The following is a 15,713-nucleotide window of genomic DNA, read 5'->3' on the forward strand; positions in this document are numbered from 1 at the left end:
GCGTCTACCCGCTGTTGCGCAGCGCGGTGGCCAGACCGTTCATGGTGAGTTGGATGCCGCGGCGGAGGCGGGGCGAGTCGTCACCGGCACGGAAGCGGCGCAGCAACTCGACCTGCAGCAGATTCAGCGGCTCGAGGTACGGGAAGCGGTTGTAGACCGATCGCTTGAGCGCCGGGTTGTCGGCGAGCAGATCGTTGGTCCCGGTGATCGCCGCGTACATCGCGATGGTGCGCTCGTGTTCGACGGCGATCATGCCGAAGACCTTGTCGCGCAACGTCTCATCGGGGACGAGCTGGGCGTAACGATGCGCCAGCCCCATGTCGGACTTGGCAAGGACCTGGGCCATGTTGGACATGACGGTGCGGAAGAACGGCCACTTCTCGTAATACCGTTGCAGGATGGCCAGTCGCGCCTCGTCGTCACCGATCCATTGCGCAAACGCGGCACCGGTGCCGTACCAGCCCGGCAGCATCACACGAGACTGGGTCCACGACAGCACCCATGGGATGGCACGGAGGTCGGAGATCTTCTCGGTCTGCTTACGCGAGGCCGGACGGCTGCCGATGTTGAGCGCGCCGATCTCCGACAGCGGAGTCGAGGTGGTGAAGTACTCGACGAAACCCGGTGTGTCGTGCACGAGCTCGCTGTAGGCCGCCCGCGCGAGCGCGGCGATCTCGTCCATGTGGGTGTAGGCGTCCGCGGAGTCCTCGCCGAGGCCCTCGACGTCGAGCAACGACGATTCGATCGTCGCCGCGAGCAGCGTTTCCAGGTTGCGTTCGGCGCTGACCGGCTCGGCATACTTGGCCGCGATGATCTCGCCCTGCTCGGTGATACGCAGTGACCCCTGCACCGCTCCCGGCGGCTGGGCCAGGATCGCGTCATAGCTCGGTCCGCCGCCGCGTCCGACGGTGCCGCCACGGCCATGGAAGAGCCGCAATCGGATTCCGGCCTTCGTCGCCGCCTCCACCAGGTCGAGCTCGCCGCGATACAGCGCCCAGTTGGCGGCCATGTACCCGCCGTCCTTGTTGGAATCGGAGTAGCCGAGCATGACCTCCTGCATGCCCGACTGTGCGTCCACCAGGCCGCGGTACAACGGGATGTCCAGTGCGGCCAGGAGCGTTTCCGCGCCCTGCTGCAGGTCCTCGATCGTCTCGAACAGTGGGACGATGCGCACGGTCGAGGTGAGTGCGCCGGCCGCACCGTCCAGGTCGATCAGGCCCGCCTCCTTGAGCAGGATCATCGGCTCGAGCATGTCCGAGACCGACGTACACATGCTGATGATGTAGTTGGGCACCGACTCGGGACCGAATCGTGCCACTGCGGTCGCGGCCGCACGCACGATGTTCAGTTCTTTGGTTGCCAAGTCGGAGAGCGTGGCGTCGGACCGGGTCAACGGTCGCCGCGCGGCGAGCTCCCGGGTCAGGATCTCGACGCGGGCATCCTCGTCGAGTGAACGGTAGTCCGGGTGCACCCCGGCCCACGCCAGTAGTTCGGCGATGACCTCCTCGTGGACATCGGAGTTCTGTCGCATGTCCAGCCCAGACAGATGGAACCCGAAGGTGCGCACTGCTTCTCGTAGCGCCAGCAACCGGTCGTCGGCAATGATGTCGTCGCGGGCCGCTCGCAGCCCGCCATCGATGATGTCGAGGTCGACCAGCAGTTCGTCGGCCGTGGCGTACGGGGGCGCACCGTCGAGCAGGAACAGATCCGAGGTCTTCATGACCTCCTCGCCGAAGTGGCCGGTCGCGGTGGCCACCAGTCGGGAACGGATGTGACGCAACGCCAACCGGAACGCCTCGTCGGCAGCCGGGTCGTCGCGCGGCACTCCGGCGAGATCGAAGAGCGCGTCCGAAGGCGACATCAACCGGGTCGACATGCTCAGTTCCTGCCCGAGTTTCTCCAGTTCGGACAAGTGGTGACCGATCGCGGTCCGCGCCGCGAGAGTCGTTGCGAGTTCGACGACCTCGTCGGTGACGAACGGATTGCCGTCACGATCGCCGCCGATCCAGGAACCCATCCGCAGCATCGGCTCGTCGGCCAGACCCGCATCCGGGTAGGCGTGCCGCAGCGCCGCCCGCACCGAGGTGTTGATCTTGGGCACGACCTCGAAGAAGGAAGCGTCGTAGTATCGCAGCCCGGTCCGGATCTCGTCCTGGATGGTCAGCCGCTCGAGACGGATCAGCGCGGTCTGCCACAGCGTGAGGATCTGCCGCCGGATGCCTTCGGTGACGTCGGCTTGTTCGTCCGGGGTCAGCTCGGTGCGTGCACGGAACCGCATGAGCTCGGTGATGCGGTTCTGTGCGTCGAACACCGAGCGGCGCCGGGTCTCGGTCGGGTGGGCGGTGATGACCGGCACCACTGTGGCGTCGGCAAGGGCACGGCCGACCTCATCGTCATCGAGCACCGCGGCCGCGAGTTTGCCGTACGTGGCCGCCAGGCTGCTGTCCTGCGGCGGGTCACTGGCGCGGACGTGAATCATCCGCCGCCGTTCGCGATGGATGTCCTCGGCGAGATTGGCCAGCAGCGCAAAGTTGCTGAAGGCCCGGATGATCGGCATCACCACGGCGATGTCGAGATCGACGAAGAGATCGGCCAGCTCGTCCCGGTCGATCTCGGCCCGGCGAATCCGGAACGCCGCGACGCGCGCGGTTTCCACCAGATCGAAGACCGCAGACCCGGAGTGCTCACGCACCATGTCGCCGAGAATCCCGCCGAGTAGGCGGATGTCCTCGCGCAACGGCTCGGTCAGGGCACGGCCCTCGTCGTCGACGGCGATGTGACCGACGATCGAAACCGAGGGACGCCAGTCCGGGGCACCGTGTGAGGGATCGGATGAGCTCATGGTTTCAGTATCCCGGCTCGATGCCACAGTGGCATCTCGGACACACTTATCCGGGCAACCGGCCGGCCACCGGCGCCGACGGTAGGGGCAACTCGGCCCGGCACTGCCGAAGCGGTGCCGGGCCGATGGCGCAGGTACGTCGCGAAGAGATCAGGCGGACAACTTGATGTCGACGCCGATGCCGATGATGAAGATGAACCACACCAGGCCGACGAAGATCGTCAGCCGGTCCAGGTTGCGCTCGACGACGCTCGAACCGGACAGACTCGACTGCACGCCGCCGCCGAACAGCGACGACAGCCCGCCGCCCTTGCCCCGGTGCAGCAGTACCAGGATCACCAGCAGCACGCTGGTGATGATCAGGCCGATGTCCAGCACTGTTTCGAGCACGAGAAGCAGATCCTTGTCGGTCGGGGGCGGTATGCGGCGCGATCTTCGGATGCGTGGCCGCGCATACAGGTCGGGCCGGGGGATCCCTCCGCGGGGAGAATCCGACCGGCCCGACCAGTGTACGCGTCAGTCAGGCGGGCTCAGGGCAGGGGTCCGCCGGCGGCGATCGCCGACAAGGTGGCGAACTCGTCGGCCTTGAGCGACGCGCCTCCGACGAGCGCACCGTCGACGTCGGACTGGCCGACGATCTCACCGACGTTCTTGGAACTCACCGAACCCCCGTAGAGAATGCGCACCGACGCCGCGGTGGCCTCGTCGGCGATCTCCGACAGCGCCGAGCGCACCGCCGAGCACACCTCCTGGGCATCGCCGGCACTTGCGACGCGGCCGGTGCCGATGGCCCACACCGGTTCATAGGCGATGACCACCTTGCCGATCTGCTCCGCCGACAGCCCCGCCAGCGAACCCTTGAGCTGGGTCACGTTGTGGGCGACGTGCTCGCCGGATTCGCGTACGTCGAGACCCTCACCGATACAGACGATCGGAGTCAGACCGTGCTTGAGCGCAGCCTTGGTCTTGGCCAGCACGGTCTCATCGGTCTCGGCGTGCAGTGTGCGCCGCTCGGAGTGGCCGACGACGACGAAGGTGCAGCCGAGTTTGGCCAGGAAGGCACCGCTGATCTCGCCGGTGTAGGCGCCCGAGTCGTGTTCGGACAGATCCTGGGCGCCGTAGGTCAGCAGCAGTTTGTCGCCGTCGATGACGGTCTGCACCGAGCGGATGTCGGTGAACGGCGGCAGCACCGCCACGTCGACCTTCTCGAAGTACTTCGCGGGCAAGGCGAAGGCGATCTTCTGGACGAGGGCGATGGCCTCGAGGTGATTGAGGTTGCACTTCCAGTTGCCCGCGATGAGCGGTTTACGACTCATGATTCCAGCACCTTCAACCCGGGCAGTTCCTTGCCCTCGAGAAATTCCAGCGACGCCCCGCCGCCGGTGGAGATGTGCGAGAAGTCCGAGTCCGGCAAGCCGAGTGTGCGCACCGCTGCGGCCGAGTCCCCGCCGCCGACGACGGTGAAGGCGCCCGAGCGGGTGGCCCCGGCGATCGCCTCGGCGACTCCCTTGGTGCCTGCGGAGAACTTCGGGAACTCGAACACGCCGGACGGTCCGTTCCAGAAGATCGTCTTGGCACCGGAGAGCAGCGCCGCGAATCGCGCAACCGATGCCGGGCCGATGTCGAGGCCCATCCATCCGTCCGGGATCGCGTCGGCGGCGACGGTCTGCGAGTCGGCGTCGGCGGCGAACTTGTCGGCCACAACCACATCGACGGGCAGCCGGATGACGTCACCGAATCGTTCCAGCAGATTCTTGCAGACCTCGATCTGGTCTGCCTGCAGCAGCGAGGTGCCCACGCCGTGGCCCTGTGCGGCCAGGAAGGTGAAGGCCATGCCGCCGCCGATCACCAGGGTGTCGACCTTGGGCGCGAGGGCCTCGATGACACCGAGCTTGTCGGACACCTTCGACCCGCCGAGGACCACCGCATACGGACTGTCCGGGTTCTCGGTCAGCGTGGAGAGCACCTTGACCTCGGCTGCCACCAATTCACCCGCGTAGTGCGGGAGCAACTTGGCGACGTCATAGACCGAGGCCTGCTTGCGGTGCACCACCCCGAACCCGTCGGAGACGAAGGCACCGTCGGAGCCGACGAGCTCGACGAACGCCTTCGCGAGGGCCTCCCGCTCGGCGTCGTCCTTGGACGTCTCGCGCGGATCGAACCGGACGTTCTCCAGCAGGAGGACGTCACCGTCGGTGAGCCCCTCGGCGCGCGCCAGCGCATCGGTGCCGACGACGTCACCGGCAAGCTGGACGTTGCGGCCCAGTTCGGCGGAGAGCCGCTCGGCGACCGGGGCCAGCGAATACTTCGCGTCCGGTTCGCCCTTCGGCCGGCCGAGATGCGCGGTGATGATCACCTTGGCGCCCGCGTCGATCAGTGCGTTCAGCGTCGGCAGCGAGGCCACGATGCGGCCCGGATCGGTGATCGTCGACCCGTCGAGCGGGACGTTGAAATCCGATCGAACCAACACACCGCGGCCCGAAACGCCTTCGTCGAGAAGGTCTTTCAGAGTGGGTACACCCATTGCAGCGTTGCTCCGTATTCTCCGGTCAGATCCTCAGAGGGACTTGCCGACCAGGCCGGTGAGGTCGACGAGACGGTTGGAGTAGCCCCACTCGTTGTCGTACCAGGACACGGCCTTGACCTGATTGCCGATGACCTTGGTCAGACCGGCGTCGAAGAGTGAGCTGTGCGGGTCGGTGACGATGTCGCTGGAGACGATCGGCGCGTCGTAGTACTTCAGGATGCCCTTGAGGGGTCCCTCCGCCGCCGCCTTCATCGCTGCGTTGATCTCGTCGGCGGTGGCCGTCTTCTCGAGGATGGCGGTCAGGTCGGTCACCGAGCCGGTCGGGATCGGCACACGCAGGGCGTAGCCGTCGAGCTTGCCCTTGAGCTCCGGGAGCACCAGGCCGATGGCCTTGGCGGCACCGGTGGAGGTCGGCACCACGTTGATCGCGGCGGCGCGGGCGCGGCGCAGATCCTTGTGCGGGCCATCCTGCAGATTCTGGTCCTGGGTGTAGGCGTGCACAGTCGTCATCAGGCCGGAGACGATGCCGAACTCGTCGTTGAGGACCTTTGCGAACGGTCCGAGGCAGTTGGTGGTGCACGACGCGTTGGAGATGATGTTCTGGCTGCCGTCGTACTTGTCGTCGTTGACGCCCATCACGATCGTGATGTCCTCGTCGGTGGCCGGGGCGGAGATGATGACCTTCTTCGCACCCGCATCGAGGTGGCCCTTGGCCTTGGCTGCGTTGGTGAAGATGCCGGTCGACTCGACGACGACATCGACGCCGAGGTCGCCCCAGGGCAGCGCCGCCGGGCCTTCCCTGACCTCGAGCGCCTTGATGCGCTGATCGCCGACGACGATGAAATCGCCGTCGAGAGAGACCTCCTGGGGCAGACGTCCCAGGATCGAGTCGAACTTCAGCAGATGGGCCAGGGTGGCGTTGTCGGTCAGATCGTTGACGGCGACGATCTCGATGTCGGTGGTACCCAATGCCTTTTGCGCTTCGATGGCGCGGAAGAAGTTACGGCCGATACGGCCGAATCCGTTGACGCCTACCCGAACAGTCACTGGTGTGCTCCTTAGCGGTTGTCTCGGCGCTGGGACGGATGTCCGCACCGCTCCTTCTCGGTCGGTCGGCTCGTGGCCGACCGGGGTCCCCTCAGCCTAGTGGGCCCCTTGATGGGGGGCAGCGCGATGGGTCTCCTTCGGTGGCCGGTCCGGCCCGCACGTCCGGCCGGCCGCGGTTCTCACGCCTCGTCGAGCAGATCGGAGGTGACCGCCGACTCGGTGTCCGGGAGGCCCTCGGCGTGTGCCTTTTTGTCCGCGGTCGAGAGCAGTCGACGAATACGGCCGGCGACGGCATCTTTGGTCATCGGCGGATCGGCGAGCTGACCGAGCTCCTCCAGCGATGCCTGCCGGTGCATGACGCGCAGATGCCCGGCCGCGGCCAGATGATCGGGGACCTCCTCGCCGAGAATCTCCAATGCGCGTTCGACGCGTGCAGCCGCCGCGACCGCGGCCCGCGCCGAGCGGCGCAGGTTCGCGTCGTCGAAGTTGGCGAGCCGATTGGCCGTCGCCCGGACCTCACGGCGCATCCGCCGTTCCTCCCAGACCAGCCGGGTGTCCTGGGCGCCCATCCGGGTCAGCAGTGCCCCGATGGCCTCACCGTCACGGATGACCACCCGATCGGCGCCGCGCACCTCGCGGGCCTTCGCCGAGACACCGAGCCGACGCGCCGCGCCGACGAGGGCGAGCGCCGATTCCGGTCCGGGACAGCTGACCTCGAGGGCCGAGGACCGGCCGGGTTCGGTGAGCGATCCGTGGGCGAGGAAGGCGCCCCGCCAGGCGGCCTCGGCGTCGGCGATGCTGCCGCCGACCACCTGCGCGGGCAGACCGCGGACCGGACGGCCGCGCAGATCCAGCAGGCCGGTCTGGCGGGCGAGCCCCTCACCGTCGGTGGCGACCCGCACGATGTAGCGCGCCGACTTGCGCAGCCCGCCGCCGCGGAGCACATGCACCTCGGAGGTGTAGCCGTAGAGGTCATGGATCTCGCGGCGCAACCGGCGCGCCACATTCCCCATGTCGACCTCGGCCTCGACGACCACCCGGCCGGCCACGATGTGCAGACCGCCCGCGAATCGCAGGAGCGCCGACACCTCGGCCTTACGTGGGCTCACCTGCGTCACGGCGAGTCGACTCAGTTCGTCCTTCACCGCCGCGGTCATCGCCACCGGTCCCTGTCCTCCTGTCATTACCGGGTCCTCCTACCCTCTGTGGACCCGCTACCTGTCACCGGCACCATACGAGCCGCCACTCCCCACACTGCGCTGATCGTCGGCCTCCCCTGCGCGCGCCCAACCACGTCGGGTCAGCCTAACGGGTCCGTTCACCAGAGCACAGTTGCTCGACGAGGCCCGCCACCTTGGCCGGGTCGTGAACGTGACGTCCGGGCACCGCGAGATCGCCGATCTCCAGCGAGGCGCCGAACATTCCGGCCGCCCGTTCGAGGTGTTCGCGCTCCCGGCCCGCAGGCACCGACGACTCGTCGACGACGACATGGTCGATCGCGAAGGTGTCGGCGTGCGCATGTAGGACATGCAGGTGCCGTTCCACCGAGAATCCCGGGGTCTCGCCCGGTTCCGGTGCCAGGTTCACGATCAGGATCTTGCGGGAAGTGCTGCGCTGCAACGCCTCGAACAGACCGGGCACCAAGACATGCGGGATGACGCTGGAGAACCAGGAGCCCGGGCCCAGCACCACCAGATCGGCCTCGTCGATGGCGGAGATCACCGGCTCACAGGCGGGCGGCTCCGGCGGTAACAGCCGCACCCGACGGACCTTACCCGGGGTCGTGGCGACGGCGACCTGTCCACGGATGACGCGAGAGATCCGCGGATCGGATTCGAGCCCCGACACGTCGGCCTCGATCTCCAGTGGCACCGACGACATGGGCAGCACCCGGCCCTGCACGTCGAAGACCCGCATCAACTCGTCGAGCGCCGCCACCGGATCACCGAGGACCTCCGTCAGCCCGGCCAGCAACAGATTGCCGACCGGATGTCCGGCCAGTGCGCCGTAGCCACCGAACCGATGCTGCAACGTCTGTGCCCACAGTTCATGGCGCCGGCGATCGGCGTCGGGATCGGCTCGCGCCGACAACCCGTCGAGTGCGGCGGGCGCACACATCAACGCCGCCATCGCCATTCGCAGATCGCCCGGCGGGATGACGCCGAGCTCCGATCGCAGCCGGCCCGAGGAACCGCCGTCGTCGGCGACCGTGACGACCGCCGTGACATGTGCGCTCAGGTAGCGCATCGCGGTCAGCGTCGCATACAGGCCGTGTCCGCCACCGAGTGCGGCGATCCGCGGGGCACTCATTCGCGCCCCAGATCCCGGTGCATGACCCGGACGTCATACCGGGCGGCGCCGGCGTCGTCGGCGTCGGCGCGGAGTCGGCGGGCGAGTTCTTCGGAAATGGCGACGCTGCGGTGTTTACCACCGGTGCACCCGATGCTGACGGTCATGTACCGCTTGCCTTCTCGGAGATAGCCCTTGCTCACGACGCTGATCAGTTCGGCGTAGAGATCGACGAATCGGCCGGCGTCCTCGCGTCCCAGAACGTAGTCACGTACCGGCGCGTCGCGTCCGTTGAGTTCACGCAGATCGGCCACCCAGTAGGGATTGGGCAGAAACCGCACGTCGGCGACGAGGTCCGAATCGATCGGCAGCCCGTATTTGAAGCCGAAGGACTGTACCGCGACACTCAGACGTGAATTCGCATCACGCGGGTACGAATCCTCCACCACCGCACGAAGTTTCGCCACCGTCAGTGACGAGGTCTCCACCACGAGGTCAGCGGAATCCTTGATGGGGGCAAGGATGACGCGTTCCCGCGCGATCCCCTCGACCAGGGTTTCGCTGCCCTGCAACGGGTGCCGTCGGCGCACCTGCTCGAATCGCCGCACCAGTACCTGATCACTGGCATCGAGGAACAGCAACCGGGTCTGGATGCCGGTCGCCTCCAATTGGGCTCGCAACGAACGTAATTCATCACCCAGAGTTGCATCGGAGGCCCGCAGCACCATCGCCAGCCGCAGGATCGGCGGATCGCTTCCGGCGACGAGGTCGACCATGGTGGAGATCAATGCGGTCGGCACGTTGTCGGCGACGTACCAGCCGTCGTCCTCCAGGACATTGGCCACGGTGGACCGACCGGCACCGGACATCCCCGCGACGAAGAGCACCACCAGACCGTCCACGCGATCGTCCCCCGCTGTGCGCTCACCCTTCATTCTGCCTCCGCCCGTCCCGGTCCCGTCTGCCTCGCCCTCGGGCACTGTCATGATCGGCCCGCCGTGACGTTCTCGCCGGTGCCTGCCGTCGAACCCCCTTCGGCCGCCGAACTCTCTTCGGCGGCCGGGTCGTTCGGATCCGGGTTCGCCGCGACGGCCAATGCATCATGGACGATCCGGGCGGTGCCCGGGCCGATCCCGGGAACCCCCGCGATGTCCTCGACCGAGGCCTCGCGCAGCCGCGCCACCGACCCGAAGTGGGTGACCAGCGCGGTGCGGCGGGACCGGCCCAGGCCGGGCACGCCGTCGAGGGCGGATTCGGTCATGCGCTTGCTTCGCTTGCTGCGGTGGAAGGTGATCGCGAAGCGATGCGCCTCGTCGCGCACCCGCTGGAGCAAGAACAGCGCCTCGCTCGAGCGTGGCAGGATCACCGGTTCATCGTCACCGGGCACCCAGATCTCCTCGAGGCGTTTGGCCAATCCGATCACGGCGACGTCGGTGACGCCGAGTTCGTCGAGTACGGTGGCCGCCGCATGTACCTGGGGCGCACCTCCGTCGACGACGAAAAGATTCGGCGGGTAGGCGAATCGACGCGGCTTCTTGGTCTCCGGGTTGACGACCTGGGCCGCCACCCCTTCCTCGGCATCGGCGCGATGACGCAGGAATCGGCGGCGGGTCACCTCCGCGATGGAGCCGACGTCGTCGGATCGTCCACCGCCGGCGGCCTCGCGGATCGAATAGTGCCGGTAGTCGGATTTGCGTGGCAGGCCATCCTCGAAGACCACCAACGACGCGACCACGTCGGTGCCCTGCACGTGGGAGATGTCGACGCATTCGATGCGCAATGGGGCCTGGTCGAGGCCGAGCCCCTCCTGTAGCCCGGTCAGTGCCGCCGAGCGGGTGGTCAGGTCGCCGGCCCGCCGCAACTTGTGCCGGGTCAATGCTTCGCCGGCATTGCGGGCCACGGTCTCGAAGAGCGCCTTCTTGTCTCCCCGCTGCGGCACCCGAAGGCTGACCTTGCTCCCGCGCAGTTCGGAGAGGAATTCGGCGAGCTCCTCGTGATCGGCGGGCAATGCCGGGACCAGGACCTCCCGGGGGACCGACTCGGCACCGACGCGATCTGCCCCGACGTCGATCGTCGCGTCGAGATCGACCTGGGTGCCGTAGAACTGGGTGAGGAACTGACCGACCTGCTCGCCGATGTCGGTGTCGTCGGATTTCTCCACGACCCACCCGCGTTCGCCGCGCACCCGGCCATCGCGCACATGGAAGATCTGTACCGACACCTCGAGTTCATCACCGGCCATCGCGATGATGTCGGCGTCGGTGCCGTCGCCGAGGACGACCGCCTGCTTTTCCATCGCTCGCTTCATCGCCGACAGGTCATCACGCAGCCGGGCGGCCCGCTCGAAGTCGAGTTCTGCTGCCGCCGAGGCCATGTCGCGTTCGAGTCGTTTCATCATCTGATCTGTGCGCCCGGCCAGGAAGTCACAGAAGTCGTCGACGATCTCCCGGTGCTCGGCTGCGCTGACCCGGCCGATACACGGCGCCGCACACTTGTCGATGTAGCCGAGCAGGCACGGACGGTCGATCTGCCCATGGCGTTTGAAGACCCCGTTGGAGCAGGTGCGCGCCGGAAAGACCCGAGTGAGCAGATCGACGGTCTCGCGGATCGCCCAGGCATGTGAATACGGACCGAAGTAGCGCACCCCACGACGCCGCGGACCCCGGTAGACGAACAGCCGCGGATACTCCTCGTTGAGGGTGACCGCGAGCATCGGGTAGCTCTTGTCGTCGCGATAGCGGACGTTGAACCGCGGGTCGAACTCCTTGATCCAGTTGTATTCGAGTTGCAGCGCCTCGACCTCGGTACCGACGACCGTCCATTCCACCGATGCCGCGGTGGTGACCATCTGGCGGGTCCGCGGATGCAGCGACGAGATGTCGGCGAAGTAGGACGTCAGCCGCGAGCGCAGATTCTTGGCCTTGCCGACGTAGATGACCCGACCGTGGACGTCGCGGAATTTGTACACCCCGGGATCGGTGGGGATCGTCCCCGCAGCGGGACGGTATGTACTCGGGTCGGCCACGCACCCCAGGCTAGTCGGCGACCCCGACGGACACCGATCCGTACCGTGCGGCGAGCAGGTTCGACCCGGTCCGGCTTGCGATCGTGGCGCCGGTGCGCGGCGCGCAGACGTCACGGCCATACGCCGCGAGTACCGCCGCCGCATCGGTGCGCTCGCAGGTCCAGCCGGTGCCGGTGAGACGCTCGACGATGCCGGGGTCGGGATGCCAGAGCTTTGCCACGTCGGCATATGGGTCGCGCGCCGGCCGCGCGCGACCACTGCGCACCGTCGCACCGAGGCGCGAGCCGCCGACCGAGGCCGAGCCGATCGTGTCGATCACCCGCCACACGGCCTCGGGAGCCAGATAGGCCAGGAGTCCCTCGGCGAGCCAGCAAATGGGCGCGTCGGTGGTCACCCCCGCCGACGACAGCGCCGGCCACCACTCCGCGGTGAGGTCGGCCGCCACGACCCGTCGGGTACCGATCGGCGCGAGTCCGTGCTCGGCCACCAGCGACTCCTTGACATCGATCACTGCCGGCCGGTCGAGTTCGACGACGAGCGAGTCGGTCCCGAGATCGAGCCGGAACGCGCGGGCATCCAGACCGGATCCGAGGATCACGAACTGCCGCACACCGTCGGCCGCGGCGCGCCGGCACAGCTCATCGAAAAACAGTGTGCGCGCGACGATCCAGTGGTACATCCCGCGACGAGCCCGATCCCCCGTCCCAGAGTCTCCCGGCCCGGAGTCCCCCGTCCCGGAGTCGGCAGTCGGCGTCGAGGCGACGTCCTCGCCCTCGGCCGCCGAGAACAGGGCCGAGGCCAGCGGGTCCTGGAAGAGCGCATCGGCCCGGCCGGATTCACGTGCACGTAGGTAGGCGACGCCCAGCGCGGTCCGTCCCAGGGCATCGAGGTCGGTCAACGACGCCGCCTAGCGAGCTCGGCGATGGCGTTGTTCGATCTGGCGATATCTTTCCATCGCCTCGATCGCGCGTTCGCCGTCGGCGGCCTGGACGGCCAGGACCGGGATGTGTTCGTCGTGCGGCAACTCGAGTTGGCCCCCGAAGCCCTTGTCCGGGTACGAGAGTCCGCGAACCTCGTCCCAGGTGAAAAACCGTTCGGTGGCGAGATTGCGCACCGCCACTCCTCGCGCACCCACCCGCAGCCGCGGACGGGTGAGGAGCATCACCGCACCGGCGATGACGACGCCGAGCGCGATGATGGCCGCCTGATCGGACCAGCCGATGTTGTCCGGACCGGTGTTGGAGATGGTGAGCAGAAGACCGAACGTGACGTGGATGATGAGCACCACCACCGCGACCGCGACCGCGATGATCACCAGTCGACGCGAACGGTAGTCCAGATCCCACTCGGTGGGCTTGTCGTCGCTCACCGGCGTCTCCGGTCGAACCTTGCTCACGACGCGGTTGCGGTCGCCACCGAGCCCGGTTGCGTGTCGCCGCGACTCAGGGCCCGAAGTGTGAGGGCCGACGCCAGCGCGGCGGTCATGGCCTGCGCACCCTTGTCCTCCTTGGACTCCGGGAGACCTGCCCGGTCCAGTGCCTGCTGCTCGGTGAACGTGGTCAGCACGCCGTTGCCGACGGGCGTCGACTCGTCGAGCGATACCCGCGTCAGCCCGGTGGTGACCGCATCGCACACGTAGTCGAAGTGCGGGGTCTCGCCCTTGATGACCGCTCCGAGGGCGACCACGGCGTCGTGTGTCCGGGCGAGCGCCTGCACGATCACGGGCAGTTCGATGGCACCGGCCACCTGCACGATCGTCGGTGCGGTGAGGCCATGATCGGCGGCCGCGCGCACTGCCCCGTCGAGGAGTGCCCGACAGATGGTGGCGTGCCATTGTGAGGAGACGATCGCCACCCGCAGCGTTCCCGCGTCGCCCAGCTCGAGGGTCGGTTCACCGTGTCCACTCATGCAGGTCCTCCATCTCCGGCTGCCGAGTCCAAGGTGTCCGGACCGTCCCAGTTCTCCAGTCCGGCGAGGTCGTGTCCCATTCGGTCACGCTTGGTCCGCAGATATCGCAAATTCTCCTTGTTGGCGCGCACCGGCATCGGCACGCGCTCCACGATATGCAATCCGTATCCGTCGAGTCCCACCCGCTTGGCCGGATTGTTGGTCAGCAACCGCATCGAGGTCACCCCCAGGTCGACCAGGATCTGCGCACCCAGCCCGTAATCGCGGGAATCGGCGGGCAACCCGAGCTGCAGATTGGCGTCGACGGTGTCCGAGCCGGCGTCCTGGAGCTGATATGCCTGCAGCTTGTGCAGTAGGCCGATGCCGCGGCCCTCGTGACCGCGCATGTAGAGCACGATCCCACGGCCCTCGGCGGCGACCAGCTCCATGGCGGCATCGAGCTGAGGTCCGCAGTCGCAGCGCAGCGAACCGAAGACATCACCGGTGAGGCATTCGGAATGCACGCGCACCAGCACGTCACTGCCGGTCCCGTCCGCCCCCGCGATGTCGCCCATCACCAGCGCGACATGCTCGACGTCGTCGTGGATGCTGGTGTAGCCGACAGCCCGGAAATCGCCGTGCCGGGTAGGGATTCGGGCATCGGCGACCCGCACGACATGCTTCTCGTGGCGGCGCCGCCAGGCAATGAGATCGGCGATGGAGATGAGGGCAAGATCGTGCTCGTCGGCGAAGACGCGCAGCTCGTCGGTCTGGGCCATCGAGCCGACATCCTTCTGCGACACCACTTCGCAGATCACACCGGCCGGGGCGAGCCCGGCCAACCGCGCCAGATCGACGGCGGCCTCGGTGTGGCCGGGGCGGCGCAGCACACCACCCTCCTTGGCGCGCAACGGAACCACATGACCGGGTCGCGTGAAGTCGCCGGCGCTGCTCGCCGGATCGGCCAGCAACCGCATCGTCGTCGCGCGGTCGGAGGCACTGATGCCGGTACCGATGCCCTCCCGGGCGTCGACGGTGACCGTATACGCGGTGCCGTGTTTGTCCTGGTTCATCGAGTACATCGGCGGCAACCCGAGCCGGTCGCAGTCATCACCGGCCAGCGGCACGCACAAGTATCCGGAGGTGTAACGCACCATGAACGCCACCAACTCCGGGGTGGCCATCTCGGCGGCGAAGATCAGATCGCCCTCGTTCTCGCGATCTTCATCGTCGACCACGACGACGGCCTTTCCGGCCGCGATGTCGGCAATGGCGCGCTCGACGGTGTCGAGAGGCACTCGCACACGTGGGGTTTCACTCGTCGTCTCGCTCATCACTTCACCTCTGCTGCGCCGGACACCCCGGCGGTCGAATTATGTGTGTTCTGGGTGGCCGCGGCGCTCTGCGTGGCCGCGGCGCTCTGCGTGGCCGCGGCGCTCCGGGTGGCCTGCAGGCGCTCGACGTATTTGGCGAGGACGTCGACCTCGAGGTTGACCACCGACCCGACCGCCGCCGCGCCGAGGTTGGTCTCCTGCAATGTGGTGGGAATCAGCGAGATCTCGAACCACTCGCCCGCTTCGTACCCGGCGCCGGGTGGATCCGACCCGATGGCCGAAACCGTAAGGGAGACACCGTCGACGGTGATCGAACCCTTCTCCACGAGATAGCGACTCAATTCGGGCGCCACGCCGATTCGTACGACCGTCCAGTTCTGTGACGGCGTCACCGACACGATGGTCCCGGTGCCATCGACGTGGCCCTGCACGATGTGCCCGCCGAAGCGGCCGTCGGCGCGCATGGCGCGTTCGAGATTCACCGGACTTCCGGGCCCGAGACGGTCGAGGGAACTGCGACGGAGCGTTTCGGCCATCACATCGACCGTGAACTGCTGCTGGTCGAATTCGACGACTGTCAGACAGACGCCATTCACCGCGATCGAATCGCCGAAGCCGGCGTCGGAAGTGACCCGGGGGCCACGAATGGTGAGTCGGGCCGCGTCGACGAGATCATCCCGTCCGACAATGGTGCCCAGTTCTTCGACAATTCCCGTGAACATCCGCTACCTCCTGTCGTGCTCGCTCGGAGCAGACAGGACG

14 protein-coding genes are annotated in these 15,713 nt (G+C 67.4%); all 14 read right to left on the reverse strand.

Annotation, left to right across the window (positions count from 1 at the left end):
- Positions 1 to 4: 4 nt before the first annotated feature.
- Positions 5 to 2,842: a phosphoenolpyruvate carboxylase gene (gene ppc / locus ACLQ3C_RS01715; RefSeq protein WP_425702817.1), complete on the reverse strand. Its 2,838-nt coding sequence runs from the start codon at positions 2,840 to 2,842 to the stop codon at positions 5 to 7.
- A 150-nt stretch (positions 2,843 to 2,992) separates the two neighbouring features.
- A complete protein-coding gene (gene secG / locus ACLQ3C_RS01720) occupies positions 2,993 to 3,232 on the reverse strand; it encodes a preprotein translocase subunit SecG (RefSeq protein ID WP_006370296.1) in 240 nt (79 codons plus the stop codon).
- 140 nt (positions 3,233 to 3,372) lie between these two features.
- Positions 3,373 to 4,161: a triose-phosphate isomerase gene (tpiA, locus tag ACLQ3C_RS01725; protein WP_425702948.1), complete on the reverse strand. Its 789-nt coding sequence runs from the start codon at positions 4,159 to 4,161 to the stop codon at positions 3,373 to 3,375.
- The gene (locus ACLQ3C_RS01730; RefSeq protein ID WP_425702819.1) at positions 4,155 to 5,366 is read right to left on the reverse strand and encodes a phosphoglycerate kinase; all 1,212 of its coding nucleotides are present in this window, start codon (positions 5,364 to 5,366) and stop codon (positions 4,155 to 4,157) included. The genes tpiA and ACLQ3C_RS01730 overlap by 7 nt, the downstream gene beginning before the upstream one ends.
- A gap of 33 nt (positions 5,367 to 5,399) precedes the next feature.
- Positions 5,400 to 6,416: a type I glyceraldehyde-3-phosphate dehydrogenase gene (gene gap / locus ACLQ3C_RS01735; protein WP_425702821.1), complete on the reverse strand. Its 1,017-nt coding sequence runs from the start codon at positions 6,414 to 6,416 to the stop codon at positions 5,400 to 5,402.
- Positions 6,417 to 6,595: 179 nt separating this feature from the next.
- A complete protein-coding gene (gene whiA, locus ACLQ3C_RS01740) occupies positions 6,596 to 7,573 on the reverse strand; it encodes a DNA-binding protein WhiA (RefSeq protein WP_425702949.1) in 978 nt (325 codons plus the stop codon).
- Positions 7,574 to 7,721: 148 nt separating this feature from the next.
- A complete protein-coding gene (locus ACLQ3C_RS01745; RefSeq protein WP_425702823.1) occupies positions 7,722 to 8,726 on the reverse strand; it encodes a gluconeogenesis factor YvcK family protein in 1,005 nt (334 codons plus the stop codon).
- Positions 8,723 to 9,640, reverse strand: coding sequence for an RNase adapter RapZ (gene rapZ, locus ACLQ3C_RS01750; protein ID WP_425702825.1), 918 nt, complete (start codon positions 9,638 to 9,640; stop codon positions 8,723 to 8,725). The genes ACLQ3C_RS01745 and rapZ overlap by 4 nt, the downstream gene beginning before the upstream one ends.
- Positions 9,641 to 9,687: 47 nt before the next feature.
- On the reverse strand, positions 9,688 to 11,730 hold the full coding sequence (gene uvrC, locus ACLQ3C_RS01755) for an excinuclease ABC subunit UvrC (RefSeq protein WP_425702827.1): 2,043 nt from the start codon (positions 11,728 to 11,730) through the stop codon (positions 9,688 to 9,690).
- 10 nt (positions 11,731 to 11,740) lie between these two features.
- A complete protein-coding gene (locus ACLQ3C_RS01760; RefSeq protein ID WP_425702829.1) occupies positions 11,741 to 12,628 on the reverse strand; it encodes an SAM-dependent methyltransferase in 888 nt (295 codons plus the stop codon).
- Positions 12,629 to 12,637: 9 nt separating this feature from the next.
- Positions 12,638 to 13,099, reverse strand: a complete 462-nt coding sequence (locus ACLQ3C_RS01765) for a PH domain-containing protein (RefSeq protein WP_425702831.1) — start codon at positions 13,097 to 13,099, stop codon at positions 12,638 to 12,640.
- A gap of 23 nt (positions 13,100 to 13,122) precedes the next feature.
- Complete coding sequence (gene ribH, locus ACLQ3C_RS01770; protein ID WP_425702833.1) at positions 13,123 to 13,638, reverse strand: 6,7-dimethyl-8-ribityllumazine synthase; 516 nt, start codon at positions 13,636 to 13,638, stop codon at positions 13,123 to 13,125.
- Positions 13,635 to 14,951 (reverse strand): bifunctional 3,4-dihydroxy-2-butanone-4-phosphate synthase/GTP cyclohydrolase II, encoded by a 1,317-nt coding sequence (locus ACLQ3C_RS01775; protein WP_425702835.1) that lies wholly within the window; start codon positions 14,949 to 14,951, stop codon positions 13,635 to 13,637. The genes ribH and ACLQ3C_RS01775 overlap by 4 nt, the downstream gene beginning before the upstream one ends.
- Positions 14,951 to 15,673: a riboflavin synthase gene (locus tag ACLQ3C_RS01780; RefSeq protein WP_425702837.1), complete on the reverse strand. Its 723-nt coding sequence runs from the start codon at positions 15,671 to 15,673 to the stop codon at positions 14,951 to 14,953. Before ACLQ3C_RS01780 ends, ACLQ3C_RS01775 begins: the two co-directional genes overlap by 1 nt.
- Between the last annotated feature and the right edge of the window lie 40 nt (positions 15,674 to 15,713).

The sequence above is a fragment of the Gordonia sp. DT30 genome, from assembly GCF_049844915.1.
Taxonomy (GTDB): Bacteria; Actinomycetota; Actinomycetes; order Mycobacteriales; family Mycobacteriaceae; genus Gordonia.